Origin of the sequence: Methanobrevibacter sp., assembly GCF_017431965.1 — an archaeon.
Taxonomy (GTDB): Archaea; Methanobacteriota; Methanobacteria; order Methanobacteriales; family Methanobacteriaceae; genus Methanocatella.
In genome coordinates this window covers 1-14103 of record NZ_JAFRKB010000027.1, presented here as the reverse complement: position 1 = coordinate 14103, position 14103 = coordinate 1, and the positions used below count along the sequence as shown (strand labels likewise).

Annotated in this window: 21 protein-coding genes; 15 read left to right on the top strand and 6 right to left on the bottom strand. The window is 32.6% G+C overall.

Annotation, left to right across the window (positions count from 1 at the left end):
* Positions 1 to 5: 5 nt before the first annotated feature.
* Positions 6 to 359 carry a hypothetical protein gene (locus IJI93_RS02890; RefSeq protein ID WP_292819899.1) on the bottom strand — a complete coding sequence of 118 codons (354 nt, stop codon included), beginning with the start codon at positions 357 to 359 and terminating at the stop codon, positions 6 to 8.
* 370 nt (positions 360 to 729) lie between these two features.
* On the opposite strand from IJI93_RS02890, the gene IJI93_RS02885 reads away from it, so the two are divergent.
* Positions 730 to 1773, top strand: coding sequence for a ribonuclease H-like domain-containing protein (locus tag IJI93_RS02885; protein ID WP_292819663.1), 1044 nt, complete (start codon positions 730 to 732; stop codon positions 1771 to 1773).
* 1 nt (position 1774) lies between these two features.
* Positions 1775 to 3277: a HEAT repeat domain-containing protein gene (locus IJI93_RS02880; protein ID WP_292819660.1), complete on the top strand. Its 1503-nt coding sequence runs from the start codon at positions 1775 to 1777 to the stop codon at positions 3275 to 3277.
* Here the strand turns inward: IJI93_RS02880 and IJI93_RS02875 are convergent.
* On the bottom strand, positions 3272 to 4030 hold the full coding sequence (locus IJI93_RS02875; RefSeq protein WP_292819657.1) for a ferredoxin: 759 nt from the start codon (positions 4028 to 4030) through the stop codon (positions 3272 to 3274). The two genes, IJI93_RS02880 and IJI93_RS02875, sit on opposite strands and share 6 nt — an antisense overlap.
* Before the next feature lie 147 nt (positions 4031 to 4177).
* Between IJI93_RS02875 and IJI93_RS02870 the strand changes: the two genes are divergently transcribed.
* Complete coding sequence (locus IJI93_RS02870) at positions 4178 to 5206, top strand: M42 family metallopeptidase (RefSeq protein ID WP_292819653.1); 1029 nt, start codon at positions 4178 to 4180, stop codon at positions 5204 to 5206.
* Between the two features lie 4 nt (positions 5207 to 5210).
* Positions 5211 to 5501, top strand: coding sequence for a zinc ribbon domain-containing protein (locus IJI93_RS02865; protein WP_292819650.1), 291 nt, complete (start codon positions 5211 to 5213; stop codon positions 5499 to 5501).
* 141 nt (positions 5502 to 5642) lie between these two features.
* On the opposite strand, the gene tsaA is transcribed toward IJI93_RS02865, so the two are convergent.
* A complete protein-coding gene (gene tsaA / locus IJI93_RS02860) occupies positions 5643 to 6128 on the bottom strand; it encodes a tRNA (N6-threonylcarbamoyladenosine(37)-N6)-methyltransferase TrmO (protein WP_292819647.1) in 486 nt (161 codons plus the stop codon).
* 345 nt (positions 6129 to 6473) lie between these two features.
* Between tsaA and IJI93_RS02855 the strand changes: the two genes are divergently transcribed.
* Genes IJI93_RS02855 through IJI93_RS02835 form a run of 5 tightly spaced genes read left to right on the top strand, consistent with a single transcriptional unit; the run spans position 6474 to position 7635 of the window.
* Positions 6474 to 6680 carry a molybdopterin-binding protein gene (locus IJI93_RS02855; protein WP_292819896.1) on the top strand — a complete coding sequence of 69 codons (207 nt, stop codon included), beginning with the start codon at positions 6474 to 6476 and terminating at the stop codon, positions 6678 to 6680.
* Between the two features lie 25 nt (positions 6681 to 6705).
* Positions 6706 to 6912, top strand: a complete 207-nt coding sequence (locus IJI93_RS02850; protein ID WP_292819644.1) for a molybdopterin-binding protein — start codon at positions 6706 to 6708, stop codon at positions 6910 to 6912.
* Positions 6913 to 6936: 24 nt separating this feature from the next.
* Positions 6937 to 7143 carry a molybdopterin-binding protein gene (locus IJI93_RS02845; RefSeq protein WP_292819641.1) on the top strand — a complete coding sequence of 69 codons (207 nt, stop codon included), beginning with the start codon at positions 6937 to 6939 and terminating at the stop codon, positions 7141 to 7143.
* 52 nt (positions 7144 to 7195) lie between these two features.
* The gene (locus tag IJI93_RS02840; protein ID WP_292819638.1) at positions 7196 to 7402 is read left to right on the top strand and encodes a molybdopterin-binding protein; all 207 of its coding nucleotides are present in this window, start codon (positions 7196 to 7198) and stop codon (positions 7400 to 7402) included.
* A gap of 26 nt (positions 7403 to 7428) precedes the next feature.
* Positions 7429 to 7635 carry a molybdopterin-binding protein gene (locus tag IJI93_RS02835; RefSeq protein ID WP_292819636.1) on the top strand — a complete coding sequence of 69 codons (207 nt, stop codon included), beginning with the start codon at positions 7429 to 7431 and terminating at the stop codon, positions 7633 to 7635.
* Between the two features lie 51 nt (positions 7636 to 7686).
* Here the strand turns inward: IJI93_RS02835 and IJI93_RS02830 are convergent, their stop codons facing one another.
* The 3 genes from IJI93_RS02830 to IJI93_RS02820 are packed head-to-tail and all read right to left on the bottom strand — an operon-like array spanning position 7687 to position 8844.
* Positions 7687 to 7821: a hypothetical protein gene (locus IJI93_RS02830; RefSeq protein WP_292819632.1), complete on the bottom strand. Its 135-nt coding sequence runs from the start codon at positions 7819 to 7821 to the stop codon at positions 7687 to 7689.
* Positions 7822 to 7824: 3 nt separating this feature from the next.
* Positions 7825 to 8262 carry a molybdenum cofactor biosynthesis protein MoaE gene (locus IJI93_RS02825; RefSeq protein WP_292819629.1) on the bottom strand — a complete coding sequence of 146 codons (438 nt, stop codon included), beginning with the start codon at positions 8260 to 8262 and terminating at the stop codon, positions 7825 to 7827.
* A 48-nt stretch (positions 8263 to 8310) separates the two neighbouring features.
* The gene (locus IJI93_RS02820) at positions 8311 to 8844 is read right to left on the bottom strand and encodes a nicotinamide-nucleotide adenylyltransferase (protein ID WP_292819626.1); all 534 of its coding nucleotides are present in this window, start codon (positions 8842 to 8844) and stop codon (positions 8311 to 8313) included.
* 183 nt (positions 8845 to 9027) lie between these two features.
* Here IJI93_RS02820 and IJI93_RS02815 point away from each other — a divergent pair, with 183 nt between their 5' ends.
* From IJI93_RS02815 to IJI93_RS02790, 6 genes are all read left to right on the top strand, one after another.
* Positions 9028 to 9678 carry a hypothetical protein gene (locus tag IJI93_RS02815; protein ID WP_292819623.1) on the top strand — a complete coding sequence of 217 codons (651 nt, stop codon included), beginning with the start codon at positions 9028 to 9030 and terminating at the stop codon, positions 9676 to 9678.
* 5 nt (positions 9679 to 9683) lie between these two features.
* Positions 9684 to 10214: a DUF367 family protein gene (locus IJI93_RS02810; RefSeq protein ID WP_292819620.1), complete on the top strand. Its 531-nt coding sequence runs from the start codon at positions 9684 to 9686 to the stop codon at positions 10212 to 10214.
* 221 nt (positions 10215 to 10435) lie between these two features.
* A complete protein-coding gene (locus IJI93_RS02805; RefSeq protein WP_048812436.1) occupies positions 10436 to 10582 on the top strand; it encodes a 50S ribosomal protein L40e in 147 nt (48 codons plus the stop codon).
* A gap of 105 nt (positions 10583 to 10687) precedes the next feature.
* Complete coding sequence (locus IJI93_RS02800) at positions 10688 to 11440, top strand: geranylgeranylglyceryl/heptaprenylglyceryl phosphate synthase (protein WP_292819617.1); 753 nt, start codon at positions 10688 to 10690, stop codon at positions 11438 to 11440.
* 54 nt (positions 11441 to 11494) lie between these two features.
* Positions 11495 to 12562, top strand: coding sequence for a DNA double-strand break repair nuclease NurA (locus IJI93_RS02795; protein ID WP_292819615.1), 1068 nt, complete (start codon positions 11495 to 11497; stop codon positions 12560 to 12562).
* Between the two features lie 11 nt (positions 12563 to 12573).
* Positions 12574 to 14073 carry an ATP-binding protein gene (locus IJI93_RS02790; RefSeq protein WP_292819612.1) on the top strand — a complete coding sequence of 500 codons (1500 nt, stop codon included), beginning with the start codon at positions 12574 to 12576 and terminating at the stop codon, positions 14071 to 14073.
* The last annotated feature ends 30 nt before the right edge of the window (positions 14074 to 14103 follow it).

Below are 14103 nucleotides of genomic sequence, written 5' to 3'. Positions count from 1 at the left end.
CCTTATTATTTTAAATCAATTTTCATTTGAGCCAAGTATCCTAAAAATGTTGTTATAAGTAAAGTTATTATAATCATTGAAATAAGATGAATAAAATAATTCTCAACAATTATATTTGTATGTTGTGGCAAAATAAAGACTATGTAATCAAGCATTATGTCAATTATAATAAAAACCATTCCAATCAGAATTCCTTCAACAACCTCATTTTCTTCAATATTTCTTATATAAAGTATTCCAAAGAATCCTGTTACAATAATAATGATTAATGGAATGGCTATGTTGAAATTTGGAATGAAATTTATAAAAAGGGGGTAAAAAACTTCTGTAAGAAGATATATTAAAACCCAAGTCAACACTCCATAAACAATGGCCAATTTCATATTCATATTTTAAACCTTAAAAAATTACTAATATTATTTTTGTTTTAGAAATATTAAATACTTTTCTAACTTGATTTAAGGCGGTAATTTTTAGTTGAATTTAAAAAAAGTTTTGGGATGGTTAGGTAAATAATTATGCAATTATCTACCTAACAACTTGTTTTTACAAGCTTTTAGAGAAATGAATTTTAAAATTTGGCTGTTTAATCTATCTCTCCGGCTACGTTGTAGCCAATTATTTATTATATTTGTTCAAGTATATAAACTTATTTATATTTTATTAAAATTCAAGTATACTTTACTAAAAAATTATATATCCTGGAATTTACTAAAATAAACTTGAAATATGTATAATGAAAATCAAGAAAATTATTATCAAAGAATACTTGCAAACTCAATTTCTTCTAGAAATCCTTCCGAAAAAGCAAAACAAAGGGCTCGGGAGAAATCTCCATTATATTTTGAGGATTTGAAGAGAAGATTGCTGTTGGATTTTGAAGGAAAAAAATTGACGGATATTAAAAACTCCGAAATAATTTCAACAAATTTTGGAGATACATTAAAAATCACCACAACAGAAAAAATAGATTTTAAAATTGAGGACAACGATTTTAAAAATCAGATAAACCATAATTTGAAGTTGCTTCCGAAAATTGGTATAAAAAAAGAGGAAAACCTTAAAAACAATGGTTATGACACAATCGAATCCCTTAAAGGCCATGATGCCTACGGGGATATTGCATCCAAATTTTTAGATGAAATTGATGAAATGCCTTTTTGTGAAATAATGAATTTGCTTGACCGGAATAAATACTCAAAAGGATGCAGGGACAATCTATTGAAATGCATAAGCCTTACTGATTGTGAAAACTTTAAATTTATGGATATTGAAACCAAAGGACTGTCCAATGTTCCAGTAATATTGATAGGTGTTGCAGAGATAAAGGGCAAGGATATAATATGCTCACAATATTTTTTAAGGAATTACACAGAAGAGGATGCCCTTTTGGACGCATATTTGTCACATTTGGATGAAGATTCAGTTCATGTTACTTTTAATGGCAAAAGTTTTGATGTACCATTTATTAAGAATAGATGTACATATAATAGAATAGAGGCCAATTTAGATTTGCCGCACTTGGACTTAATGCATTTTGCAAAAAATTTGTGGAAGGATGAGCTTCCTAATTACAAACTTCAAACAATTGAAAGAGAATTCTTTGGCATTGAAAGACACGATGACGTTCCGGGCCAGTATATTCCGGGATATTATGACACTTACTTGTCTGAAAATAATATTGGACCTATTGTACCTATAATCGAGCATAATAGGCAGGATATTGTTTCGCTTGCAGCCTTTTTAGAGAAAATGTATATGGATGTAAATTAAAATGGGACTTTTTGACAGATTCAAGAAAAAAGAAAAAGAAGAGGCAAAATCCATTCCAAAAGATATGGAAATAGAAGAAGATCAGCTGTTATTAAAAAAGATTGCTACAACTGATAAGGATAGAAATAAAAGGGCGGTTGCAGCAAATAATATCACAAATCAGTATGTGGCTTTGGACTTGTCTAAAACTGTAAAGGATAGGGCTATCCGTTTAATAGCTATAAATAAGGTTAAAGATGAAAATTTGCTTTGGGATGCAGCTGAAAATTCACCGTTTTTTGATGTTAGGAGTTTTGCATATGAGAGGCTAGGCGAAAACAATAAGTCCATTGCTGAAATTGTAATAAATACAAAGAAAAATCCCAATGTGGATGAAATTTTCAATAAGATTGCAGATGAGGAAACTCTTGAATGGATTGCAATCGATGCTGAGGATAAAAGATATAGAAATGAGGCTGTTGAAAGAATAGAATCTCCGGAAGTATTGCAGGATTTAGTTTTCAAGGCAAATGATAATCTTGTTAAAAAGGCAGCAATAAATAAAGAGGCTTTCAGTGATGAGGATGTTCTTCAGGAAGTAGCAGTCAGTCAAAAGGATGAAGGGGTTAAAATAGCCGCCATCAATAAAATTGCAGATAGCGAAAAACTGGCCATGATTGCCAAAAGCGAAGAAAATGCAAAAATCAGGTCAATTATTTTTGAAAAAATAGATGACGTAGACATATTAAAGGATATTGTTTTAAATTCCGACAAGTCTGATGTTCGCTTAGATTTGGTTTCTAAAATTGATGATGAGGATTTGCTTACTCGCATTGCATTGAATGATGACGATAAGATTGTTAGAAGCGAGGCTGTTAAAAAGATTACGGAAGAAGAAACATTGCTGAAGATTATTAATTCCGATGATGATAGATTTGTTCGCCAAATTGCAGTAAATAACCTTAAAAATCCTAAAGATTTAGTTAACATTGCATTAAATGATGAAGACCAGTTTGTCAGAAATCATGCTATCAAAAATCCTAATTTAGTTGATGAAAGTGACTATTTGGACATTGTAATTAATTCGACTCATGAGGATACGGCCAGTGAAGCAATGAAGCATATAACTGATGAAAAGGCATTTATTAAGATTCTAAATGAGGCTCAGTTGGAAAATATTAGGAAAAGCACTTTGGATGATATTGATGATTTAGAAACGTTAATTAAAATTGTTTTAGCCAATAGGGATGAAGAATTTTCATTAAAGGCATTAAATAAAATCAATATTGAAAAATGTCTGATTAAAATTTATGAACAGGGCATTTCTGAAAAAATTTCCGTAAGGGCAGTTTCCAGGGTCAAAGACCAGAAATTCTTAACGAAAGTGGCTAAAGAGGATCCCCAATGGAGGGTTCGTGAAGCTGCCGTTAAGCATATTGTCAGTAAAAAGGTTTTAAAAGACATTTCTATTAATGATGACAGTGAATATGTAAGAAATGTGGCAAAAAAGAGAATGAGTTTATAGATAAAACTCCGGTTCTTTTCTTTTGCTATTTGCTTGTTCAAAGGCTGGTTTTTTGCTTTCAAATGCCTCTCCTGTAAATTTACGAGCATCTTCAGAGCATATGCTGATGCATGCGGTACATCTGCTGCATGACTCTAAATCAGTGTTTATTGGATCGTCATCAGGTATGGCCTTCTCAGGACAGATTGAAACACAATCATAACAGAATGAGCATACTGCTTCATCACAATTTATTATAAAAGGCAACTGCTTGTATGGTGTGTATTCTTCATTTCCGGGTATTTCTGAAGTTAAGCTTTCTCCGGATTCTATTTTTTCCTGACACTTTTCGGCAAATTCATTGATTTTTTTGATATCTTCACTGTCGGGCCTTCCGACTGCAACGCCGTCAAATATTGAGTGGTGGCTAACTGTTGTTGCAGCTGCAATCACATCAAAATTATTTTCTTTTAAAATGTTTACCAATTCAAGCAATGCGTCTTTTACCTGTGCGTTTCCATAGTTTGCAATAGCTATTGCTTTTGTATTGTTTCCTTTTAATTTGGCTAATCTGTCACGTCCGCTTTTTGGAAGTCTTCCTGCAAAAATAGGCATTCCAACAATTGCAACATCATCCTGTGAAAACTCTTTTTCGGAGTCAAAATTCAATAAATCGTATGTTTCGCCTTCTTTTTTGAAATTGCTTGCAACTTGTTCTACAACTTTTTTTGTGGTCTGCGATGGACTGAAGAAAATTTTAATGATATTTGACATTCTCTCACCTATTTAATATATTATTCAATCAGCAAACTTATAAATTTCGAATATTTCTTTACCTTATTTTTCCATTCATAATTTTTAATTTCATATTTTAGAAACTATTTAATATAATTAAATTAATAAAGAATATTTGGTGATACGATGGAATTAATGAAAGAGCTTTCTTTAGCACCGGGAGTATCCGGCTCTGAAGAGGAAATAGCTAAAATTATTACACGTGAATTAGAAGATGTAGCTGATAAAATTGAAAAGGACAGCATGGGAAACTTGATTGCCACTAAAAAAGGTGAAAAGAAAGCCCCTTCTGTAATGCTTGCAGCTCATATGGATGAAATTGGCCTAATGGTTAGATACATTGATGATAACGGTTTTATTAAATTCTCAAATATTGGTGGAATTAACGATCAGATGTTAATGAACCAAACTGTAACTATTCACTCTTCTGTGGGAGAGCCTGTTGTAGGAGTAATTGGTTCAAAACCGCCTCATGTCACTAAAGCTGAAGAAAGAAACAAGGTTGTTAAATCTGAAGACATGTTTATCGATATTGGTGCAAAGGACAAGGAAGATGCAGAAAAGATGGTTAAAATAGGAGATAAGATGACCTTCAATGCACTCTTTGCGGAATATCCTAACAATTTAATAATGGGTAAGGCACTTGACAATCGTGTAGGCTGTTATGTGATGATGGAAGTTTTAAAAAGAGTCGATACAAGAGCTACAGTTTATGGTGTTGGAACCGTTCAGGAAGAGGTAGGTCTTAAAGGAGCTAAAACTTCTTCATTTAAGCTAAACCCTGATTTAGCTATTGCGCTTGATGTGACTTTATCTGGAGACCATCCTGGAATCAAACCGGAAGAAGCGCCTGTAGTAATGGGCAAAGGTCCTGCCATAATATTGGCCGATGCTAGTGGAAGAGGCATTTTAACTCAGCAATCAATAAAAGACATGCTCATTAAAGCAGGGGATGAAAATGATATAGATTATCAGTTGGAGGTAAGTGATGGGGGAACAACCGATGGAACTGCAATTCATTTAACCCGTGAAGGAATTCCAACTGGCGTTTTATCTGTTCCTACCCGTTATATCCACACTCCTGTAAGTGTATGCAGTATGGATGATATTGAATCAACAATCCAACTGATTACCGCAGCCATTAACAATTTGTAAGCTAATGGAAGGTGTTAACATTAACAATTTTGAAGACCAAAAATTCTGCCAGTCATGCGCAATGCCATTAGCCGGCGAGGAACTATATGGAACTAATGCTGATGGCTCAAAAAATGAGGATTATTGCATTTATTGCTATAAGGATGGGGAATTCACTTCCGATATGTCCATGGATGAAATGATGAATTTCTGCATTGACAAAATGGTTGAACTTCATCCTGATATCGATAAAAAGCAGGCAACTGCAATGATGCAGGAAGTTTTTCCTAATCTAAAAAGATGGGCGGCGGATTAAAACTTAAATGATTGTATTTAATGGGTTAATCATTCAATACTTTCCTTTTTTTTATTTTTAATATTGTTTTTTAGTAGTAGCTTGCTTTTGAATTTCAAAAAAATGGGCTGCAAACAGATAAAAAAGTAATTGGATAGATTTCTATTTAAATCTATCGTCTGATTTTTGTGATTTGGCTTTTGTATGTTTAGTTTCAAACCAGCCGATTTTAAGCTCGTCAATTGTATCTTCATATAATTGAGGCACGTAAGGTTTGATATCTAAAAGGGGTGTTCCATCCAATACATCAATATTTTCAACATGTATGGTGTTTCCTTCAACTTTATTAATTTTAACAACACTCATTCCAATTCTGTTCGGTCGTTTAGGAGATCTTGTTGCAAATACTCCATGTGTGTCATTGTCCATAAAAGGTTTGACTTCAAGCATATATCCTTCTACTTTATGGAGCAAATAGATTATATGGATATGGGAGAAGTCTTCCAGATCTTTTAGACCGTCAACATATTCATCTTTGATTTCAATAGTTCCCTTGATTCCTTTTGCACCTGTCGGTTGAATAGGCATTCCCTCAATTTCTGTAAATTCTGTATGGATTGTGCCTATTGATTCCATTTCGATTTTCATATTTCATAATCTGTAATATTTTTTTAATAAAATTTTCTAGAAATGGAAGATACTGTTTCGATAGTATTTTATGAATTTCGATAAAATTTAATATAACTTATTATTATTTATCAAAATTATTAAAAGATACTTAATTATTTTTTTTATTATTTTTTAAAATTTTTAGTTAGTTATAATTAATTTATAGTTTTATTATTAATTTTTTTATTTTTCATCTTGTTAAAATTATATCGATATGTAGCATTTTAGGTAATCGATTTAAAAATTCTTTATTTGTAAAAAACCGAAACATTTATATACAATTCGATACAATTTATTATTGTGAAAACACAAAGAGGTATTAAAATGAAACTTAGTGCAAGAAATCAATTAAATGGAAAAATTACAAATGTTGAACTTGGTGCTGTAATGGCTAATATTAAAATCGAAATTTCAGAACCAAATGTTATTACTGCAGTGATCACCAAAGAATCTGCCGAAAACTTAGGGTTAGCTGAAGGTGATGAAGTAGCAGCTATCATCAAATCAACTGAAGTTATTGTAGGAAAATAAATTTTAAATCAAGGAGGAATATAAAATGAAACTTAGTGCAAGAAATCAATTGAATGGTAAAGTTACTGGTGTTGAACTTGGTGCTGTAATGGCTAATGTTAAAATTGAGATCGCTGAACCTGGAGTTATCACAGCAGTGATTACTAAAGAGTCTGTCGAAAACTTAGGGTTAGCTGAAGGTGATGACGTAGTCGCTTTAATCAAATCAACTGAAGTTATTGTAGGAAAATAGATTTATTAAAAGGGAGGAATCGAAATGAAACTTAGTGCAAGAAATCAATTGAATGGTAAAGTTACTGGTGTTGAACTTGGTGCTGTAATGGCTAATGTTAAAATTGAGATTGCTGAACCGGGTGTAATTACTGCTGTTATCACTAAAGAGTCTGTTGAGAAATTAGGTTTATCTGAAGGCGATGATGTATCAGCTATCATAAAATCTACCGAAGTTATTGTAGGAAAATAAATACATTTTTATTGGATAATTATTAATATATTATATAAAGGAGGATTTCGAAATGAAACTTAGTGCAAGAAATCAATTAAAAGGTAAAGTTACTGGTGTTGAACTTGGTGCTGTAATGGCTAATATTAAAATTGAGATCAGTGAACCTAGTGTTCTTACTGCTGTAATTACTAAAGAGTCTGCTGAAAAGTTAGGTTTAGCTGAAGGTGATGACGTAGCAGCTATCATCAAATCAACTGAAGTGATCATAGGAAAATAGATAAATTGTTTAAAGGAGTTATTAAAATGGATATTAGTGCAAGAAATCAATTGAATGGAAAAATTACAAATGTTGAACTTGGTGCTGTAATGGCTAATGTTAAAATTGAAATTTCAGAACCTGGAGTTATCACTGCTGTTATCACTAAAGAGTCTGCTGAAAAGTTAGGTTTAGCTGAAGGTGATGATGTAGTCGCTTTAATCAAATCAACTGAAGTAATTGTTGGAAAATAAGCAATTTAAAAAAATCTATCATTAAATTTGTCAAAAGGTTTAGGAAGCGGATTAAAATCCTGCTATTCCTAACAATAACAATATTACAAATATTATCACTGCTGCCTTTAAAAGTGTTTTTAGATTTTTAATGACAGCATATATTATTAAAAACAATATTATTAACCTGATAATATTCATTATCATGGTTTAGCCTCCTGCAAGAATGGTTTTTGTACCTTCTTCGGAGATCTCTTCTTTTTTAAACTCAACCTCATATTTTACGGTTTCAATCACTTCTTTTAATGCGTCAAGGGTTTCTGCCCTGTGAGCGCCTAAAACCGCAACCAAAAACAGCAGGTCTCCTGTATAAAATTCGCCAATGTAGTGAACAACTGATATTTCATGAACGTTGTATTTTATTTTAGCGTTTTCGACTATCTTTTCAATTTCTGATTTTGTTTTTTCCTTATCTGGAGTGCTGAGAATGAGTTTTTTTAAGTTCATGTTTTCTTCTTTTCCACGTACAATTCCTTCAAAAGTAAAAATAGCACCAGAATAGTCTATTTTATTGCTTTTTTTTAGTTCATCTATTAAATCTGCTGTTGTCACTTTATCTTCTTTTGCTTCTATAACACGTACAACCATTTTATCACTCGTATAAATATTATGCTTTCATTTATTAAATAACTATTGTTATATATCACTAACCTCTTTTACGGATAGATTTTTTAATCTTTCAACACCATTTATCTCAGCAATCAAATCGGCTGTTGCCTTTGGAACCAGCTCCTGCCAATTTTCATCTTCAAGCATTCTGCGCCTAACCTCTGTTCCGGATAAATGTAATCTGTCATAAAGTGGGGGCTGTCTGACTTCAAAGCCCTCTTCACAAAACAATTGCTTTACTAAAGGATTTCCTGAATAAACTATTGAAAATGGAGGTGTCATCATTTTAACATGGGAAGGCCAAATGGCATTAAAATTTATATCTTCCATAGGGATAATGTAATATCTTTTGGGGTCTATATCGCTTTCGGCCAATGCCTGGTTCATCATAAGGATTCTTTCACCTGCTGTAAAAGGATCTTTTAACTCATGACTTAATTGAGCACTGCCAATACCTATGATAATTTCATCTACTTCCTCTAAAATTTTATTAATAACTTGAATATGTCCATTATGGACGGGCTGCATTCTACCAATTAAAATTCCACGAACTTTATCCATAATATCCCTCTTTAATGTTTTATTCACTTAATTTTCCACAGTTATTAGGACTGATAATATCCTGTATTGAGCATTTTTGATATAATAGCCAATTTATTCTTTTTAATAAAAATACTTTTTTGATTAAACTTATTAAAGAGTATTTACTTAAAAGTTATTATAATAAATTATGGAGTTTTCATAATGGAAAATAAAAATTTAATTATAATAGCAGTGGTTATTGTTGCAATCATTGCGGTTATAGGTGTTGTGTTATCCACCGGATTTTTGAATAAGACTGCTGATGGATCAACAACCCCTTTCAGCAATGCATTTATGGAAGGCACATTCACAGGAAATGTCAAATTGGCAAACAACTCTTCCGATTTCATGCAGTCATATGAAGATTCTCAACATGACATCACTTATAATATTTCAACAGTAGATAATTCTTCTGCACTGATGGATGTTTATTACCTGCAAGGAATTAAAAACCCTGAGAAACGTACATTCAATGGTAATGAATGGAATATCTATTTCTCCCAGGCATACCATGCAAATAATACAGAAGATATAATTAATGTTGTTATCTGTCAGTCTCAAGGTGAAAATCAGGGATACTTGGTTTATATGATTGTCGGTCCTGAAACCGATTTGAACGTGACATTAAACACCTTCGGTGAACCTTATATAAGCTATGTTGAACCGTTGCTTAAAAGTTTAAGCTTAAAAGAAAGTAGCAATGTTCCAAAGATTAATGAGGAATTTGGATTGTCCGAATCTGAATTTGCACAACAACTGAATCTTATTCAACAGGTAAAATCAGGCAATACTTCTGCATTACAGGGAGATTAGAAAAAATGCGCATTACAGTTTTTCATGCGGATGAATGCGACAGAAAAAAATGCACTTCCATTAAAATGGAGAGGCTGGGCAAATGTAAATTGGTCTATAACATCAATAAAATACCTGGCGGAGCTATTGTTCTTAATCCGTATGCTGAAAAGGCTGTATCATATGAAGATTATAGATATGTTAAAAGAAGGGGAATTGTAGGGCTTGATTGTTCATGGAATGAGGTTTCAAGTTCTAAAAAATTCTTTTCCTTATCCAAATATCACAGATCGCTTCCATTTTTGATAGCTACAAATCCTGTCAATTATGGAAAGCCCTGCATTTTATCGACTGTTGAAGCTGTTGCAGCCACTTTATATATCACTCGCTTTAAGGATGAGGCCCGCGAGCTTCTGAACGGCTTTAAATGGGGCCATACTTTTCTAGAGCTGAACCATGAGCTGCTTGAAGGATATTCCGAAGTTGATACAAGTGCGGATGTTGTCAAAGTTCAAAATGAGTTTTTAGCTGAAAAAGGCATTGATTCACAAGATTAAAATTTTAATCTTTTTTTAATTTTCAATTAAATTGAAAGTCAATTTTTTATAAAATAAAATCGATGTTTTTTTTAATTTAGGGGGTTTTTATCTAAACCTTTAAATACTATTAAGATAATATAATTTATTAATAGTTATGAAAAGTGAATTTTTCTCATTTTATTTCATAACATGTTATTTTAATTAATTTACAGGTTTCATGATTATAGGAGGAGTTATTAATGGCAAGATTTGAAGAAGCAGAAAACAGAATGTTCAATGTAAAAATCTGCTTAAAATGTAATGCTCGTAACCCTGCTGGTGCAACTACTTGCAGAAAATGTGGTTACAAAGGTTTAAGATTTAAAGCTAAAGAACCAAGAGGATAGATTTATTCTCTTTACTTTTTTTATTATTATTTTTTATTTTCATATTTTTTTTAAAACAATTAATTTAATATATCATTTTCAATAAAACTTATTTTAGGTATTTTTATGAAAGACGTTGAAAATTATATTAGAGATATATTAAAAACAAGGAAATTACACTTTACTTTAATTGATCCTGATGAACAAACTCCTGAAGAAGCTCTTGAAATAGCTACTTCGGCTATTGAAGGTGGAACCGATGGAATCATGATTGGAGGGTCTACCGTTAATGGTGACGATGTAGACAACACCTGCAAAATCTTATCTGAAAACATTGCAGTTCCAATTATTATTTTCCCTGGAAATACTAGTAGTGTAAGTAAGTATGCTGATGCGATTTTTTACATGAGTTATGTTAACTCCAGAAATCCTCATTGGATTAACGGCGCACAGGCGATTGCCGCACCTGCAGTTAAAGCATCAGGAATGGAAATTTTGCCTATGCATTATATGGTTGTCGCACCTGGTGGAACTGTCGGATGGGTTGGAGACGCAAATTTGGTGCCTAGAAACAAGCCTAAAATACCTGCCGTTTATGCAATGTCAGCAGAACTGTTCGGAATCAAATTTTTCTATCTTGAAGCAGGATCCGGTGTGGATGAACCAATTCCTGCAGAAATGGTTGCTTATTCCAAAAGAGCCGCTCCAAAAAATATTCTTGTTGTTGGTGGAGGGATTCGTGACGGCAAGGCAGCTTATATGGCAGCAAAAGCCGGTGGAGATATTATCGTAACAGGTACTGTTGTAGAAGAAGTTGAAAATGTTCAAGCTAAAATTCAAGAAATAACTGGAGCTATTAAAAAAGCTTCACTAGAGTAGTTTTCAACTGCTCTTACCACACTTTTTTATTAATTTATTAACATAGGAAATATTATGTTAAATTCACTGTATGAAAAAGCCATCGCTAAAAGAGGATATATTCAGGAAATTGAATCGGATAACAATCTGGAATCTCAACTGGAATATAACTGGTTTAATAGGGTTTTCAGCGAAAGCACTGATGATTTTTCTATTGCTGCCGGAGACGGGAGTTTCAACAAAAAGAAATTCTTAACTGTTAACTTCTGCGCTGTTGGGGCTGAATCCATAATATATGATGGTGATATCAAAAAAATTGATGATTCGGATATTTTCGAAATAGCCCATATTCCGTTTTTAGATGAGCTTTTAAGCAATTACATGTCAATTTATGAATTGAAATGTGCACTAAGGGCAATTAACGAATATGATGTAGATTATTATATGTTCGATGGATCCATTTTGGGGGATCTGGAAAATGCATATCCAAGAGGGGTGGAGCTTCCATCCAAAATAAGGGATAATCTGGATGAAACATTACTAAATGAATTTGAAAGAAGATTGGATATTACTCCATATGGATTCGTATTTCCGCAAATAAAAGATAGAATACTTGCTGATGTCAGTGTTGATGAAAAATATGAAAACAAGGAAGATTTTGACCTTCATCTTGCATCTGTAGAGAAGATAATTTTATTATATAAGTTATTGCAAGAGAAAAAAAGGATAATTTCCATATCAAAAACATCTTCCGACAATGATTTGTTCAATTGGAATATTCCGGATATTGCAATTCTGGATAAGTTCACGGATAAAAAACAGGGAATTTCAAAAATAGAATATAGGCGCGTTTATAAAAGTGCAGCTTTTCCGTATTTCAATGACTTTTTCAAGCAGTTGCAGTTTACAGTCTTTTACGTAAGGCTTCAGGATAATAAAAATGTATTGAAAGTTGAATTGCCTTACAAGGCATCCATAAGCGAAGTTGTCAAAATCGTTGAAAAAATCAATGTTTTGTCAGTTCAGGGTTATCCATATCTGCTCAGTAAAGCGCATAATGATGTTGTAATTACGGATAGAAATATCAAAGAGCTATTGAAGATTGCTAAAATTTATGAAACAACCAACAGGGAAATGTTATAGGAGGTTTGAATATGGTAGTTGGAATTTGTGTCGGTGAAACATCACTTTCCGAAGTTACTTTTATCTCTGATAAAATGCCGAAAGTCGGCGAATATGTTACAATAGAATATGACGGAAAAAAAGTTTTAGGAATGATTGAAAATTTAGTAAGGGGTAATGACGCTTTAAATGTTGATATTAATGACTTTAAAGCTATTCAAAAAATTTCCAAAATTGGTGTTGAGGACAATTATATTCGTGGCAAGGTTAAGATCCTTGGGGATGTCAATGATAATTTAAGATTGCCTAGAACTCCCGTGCTTCCGGGAACTGAAATTCAATTGGCTGATAATGAAATTTTAAAGGAAATCTTTAAGGTTAAAAATCCTATAAAGTTAGGTTCTCTAGTCAATCAAAGTGATGTTGATGTTAATGTTGAAGCAAATCCTATTCTATCAAGGCATTTGGCCATTTTGGCAATGACTGGTGCGGGAAAATCAAATACTGTTTCTGTATTGATAGACCAGCTTTTAGGATATGATGTGCCGGTATTTGTATTTGATATGCATGGGGAATATGTCGGTGCGGATTTCTCGAACGGTGATATAAATGTTATTAAGCCTAAATTAAATCCCACATACATGTCTTTTAATGAAATCAAGAAGTTAGTAAAAATTCCAAGCAATGGTTACATTCAGGAAAGACACTTCCGAAAAGCATTTAACGCTGCTAAAAATCAGGTTAGGGATAGTACAGCACCTACTAATAATTTCTTGCAGTTGATTTATGATATTCTGGAGGTAGAATCTAAAGAAGAGGGCTCAGATAAACAGATTGTTGATGTCATGAATAAAATCGATGATTCAATGGAAAAATATTCCAACTTGTTCGACAATAATATCGGAAACATTTTGAGCAACATTAAAATAGGATATGTAAATGTATTGGATTTGAGTCAAAGCGATGAATCTGTCGCTAATGTTTTGGTAAGTCATGTCATGAGAAATTCTCTTCAAAAAAGAAAAAATGCAGTCCATGGAAATGATACTGATACATTAGATTTTCCAGTATTCTTTATTTTGGAAGAAGCACATATTTTGGCTCCTAATAAACGTGATTCAGACTCAAAACGTTGGATTCAAAGAGTTGCAAGGGAAGGCCGTAAGTTCGGTTTGGGTTTGTGTTTAGTAAGTCAATCTCCAAAGACAGTTGACCATGATGCACTGTCTCAAATGAATAACATGATTATCTTAAGGCTTGTCGAGCCTGAAGACCAAAGGCATGTCCAATCAGCAAGCGAAAGCCTATCACAGGATCTGGTTAATCAGCTTCCTTCCTTAAATGTGGGTGAAGCTATTGTTTTAGGTTTAATGAGCAAAGTTCCTACTCTTGTTAAGATAGATGAGTTCAAAGGTCGTCGCCATGGTGATGATATGGACATAATTTCATTTTTTGCAGACATTAAGAAAAAGGAAGAGGATGAAATTAAACGCCAGGAACAATTAAGTTTGGAAATGGGTTATAATTATTAACCTTATTTTCTTTTTTTTCATTTATTTTTT

Excerpts from the sequence above, each read along its gene's own strand:
- IJI93_RS02885 (WP_292819663.1), top strand. The coding sequence starts at position 730 with ATGTATAATGAAAATCAAGAAAATTATTATCAAAGAATACTTGCAAAC.
- IJI93_RS02880 (WP_292819660.1), top strand. The coding sequence starts at position 1,775 with ATGGGACTTTTTGACAGATTCAAGAAAAAAGAAAAAGAAGAGGCAAAA.
- IJI93_RS02875 (WP_292819657.1), bottom strand. The coding sequence starts at position 4,030 with ATGTCAAATATCATTAAAATTTTCTTCAGTCCATCGCAGACCACAAAA.
- IJI93_RS02870 (WP_292819653.1), top strand. The coding sequence starts at position 4,178 with ATGGAATTAATGAAAGAGCTTTCTTTAGCACCGGGAGTATCCGGCTCT.
- IJI93_RS02865 (WP_292819650.1), top strand. The coding sequence starts at position 5,211 with ATGGAAGGTGTTAACATTAACAATTTTGAAGACCAAAAATTCTGCCAG.
- tsaA (WP_292819647.1), bottom strand. The coding sequence starts at position 6,128 with ATGAAAATCGAAATGGAATCAATAGGCACAATCCATACAGAATTTACA.
- IJI93_RS02855 (WP_292819896.1), top strand. The coding sequence starts at position 6,474 with ATGAAACTTAGTGCAAGAAATCAATTAAATGGAAAAATTACAAATGTT.
- IJI93_RS02850 (WP_292819644.1), top strand. The coding sequence starts at position 6,706 with ATGAAACTTAGTGCAAGAAATCAATTGAATGGTAAAGTTACTGGTGTT.
- IJI93_RS02845 (WP_292819641.1), top strand. The coding sequence starts at position 6,937 with ATGAAACTTAGTGCAAGAAATCAATTGAATGGTAAAGTTACTGGTGTT.
- IJI93_RS02840 (WP_292819638.1), top strand. The coding sequence starts at position 7,196 with ATGAAACTTAGTGCAAGAAATCAATTAAAAGGTAAAGTTACTGGTGTT.
- IJI93_RS02835 (WP_292819636.1), top strand. The coding sequence starts at position 7,429 with ATGGATATTAGTGCAAGAAATCAATTGAATGGAAAAATTACAAATGTT.
- IJI93_RS02830 (WP_292819632.1), bottom strand. The coding sequence starts at position 7,821 with ATGATAATGAATATTATCAGGTTAATAATATTGTTTTTAATAATATAT.
- IJI93_RS02825 (WP_292819629.1), bottom strand. The coding sequence starts at position 8,262 with ATGGTTGTACGTGTTATAGAAGCAAAAGAAGATAAAGTGACAACAGCA.
- IJI93_RS02820 (WP_292819626.1), bottom strand. The coding sequence starts at position 8,844 with ATGGATAAAGTTCGTGGAATTTTAATTGGTAGAATGCAGCCCGTCCAT.
- IJI93_RS02815 (WP_292819623.1), top strand. The coding sequence starts at position 9,028 with ATGGAAAATAAAAATTTAATTATAATAGCAGTGGTTATTGTTGCAATC.
- IJI93_RS02810 (WP_292819620.1), top strand. The coding sequence starts at position 9,684 with ATGCGCATTACAGTTTTTCATGCGGATGAATGCGACAGAAAAAAATGC.
- IJI93_RS02805 (WP_048812436.1), top strand. The coding sequence starts at position 10,436 with ATGGCAAGATTTGAAGAAGCAGAAAACAGAATGTTCAATGTAAAAATC.
- IJI93_RS02800 (WP_292819617.1), top strand. The coding sequence starts at position 10,688 with ATGAAAGACGTTGAAAATTATATTAGAGATATATTAAAAACAAGGAAA.
- IJI93_RS02795 (WP_292819615.1), top strand. The coding sequence starts at position 11,495 with ATGTTAAATTCACTGTATGAAAAAGCCATCGCTAAAAGAGGATATATT.
- IJI93_RS02790 (WP_292819612.1), top strand. The coding sequence starts at position 12,574 with ATGGTAGTTGGAATTTGTGTCGGTGAAACATCACTTTCCGAAGTTACT.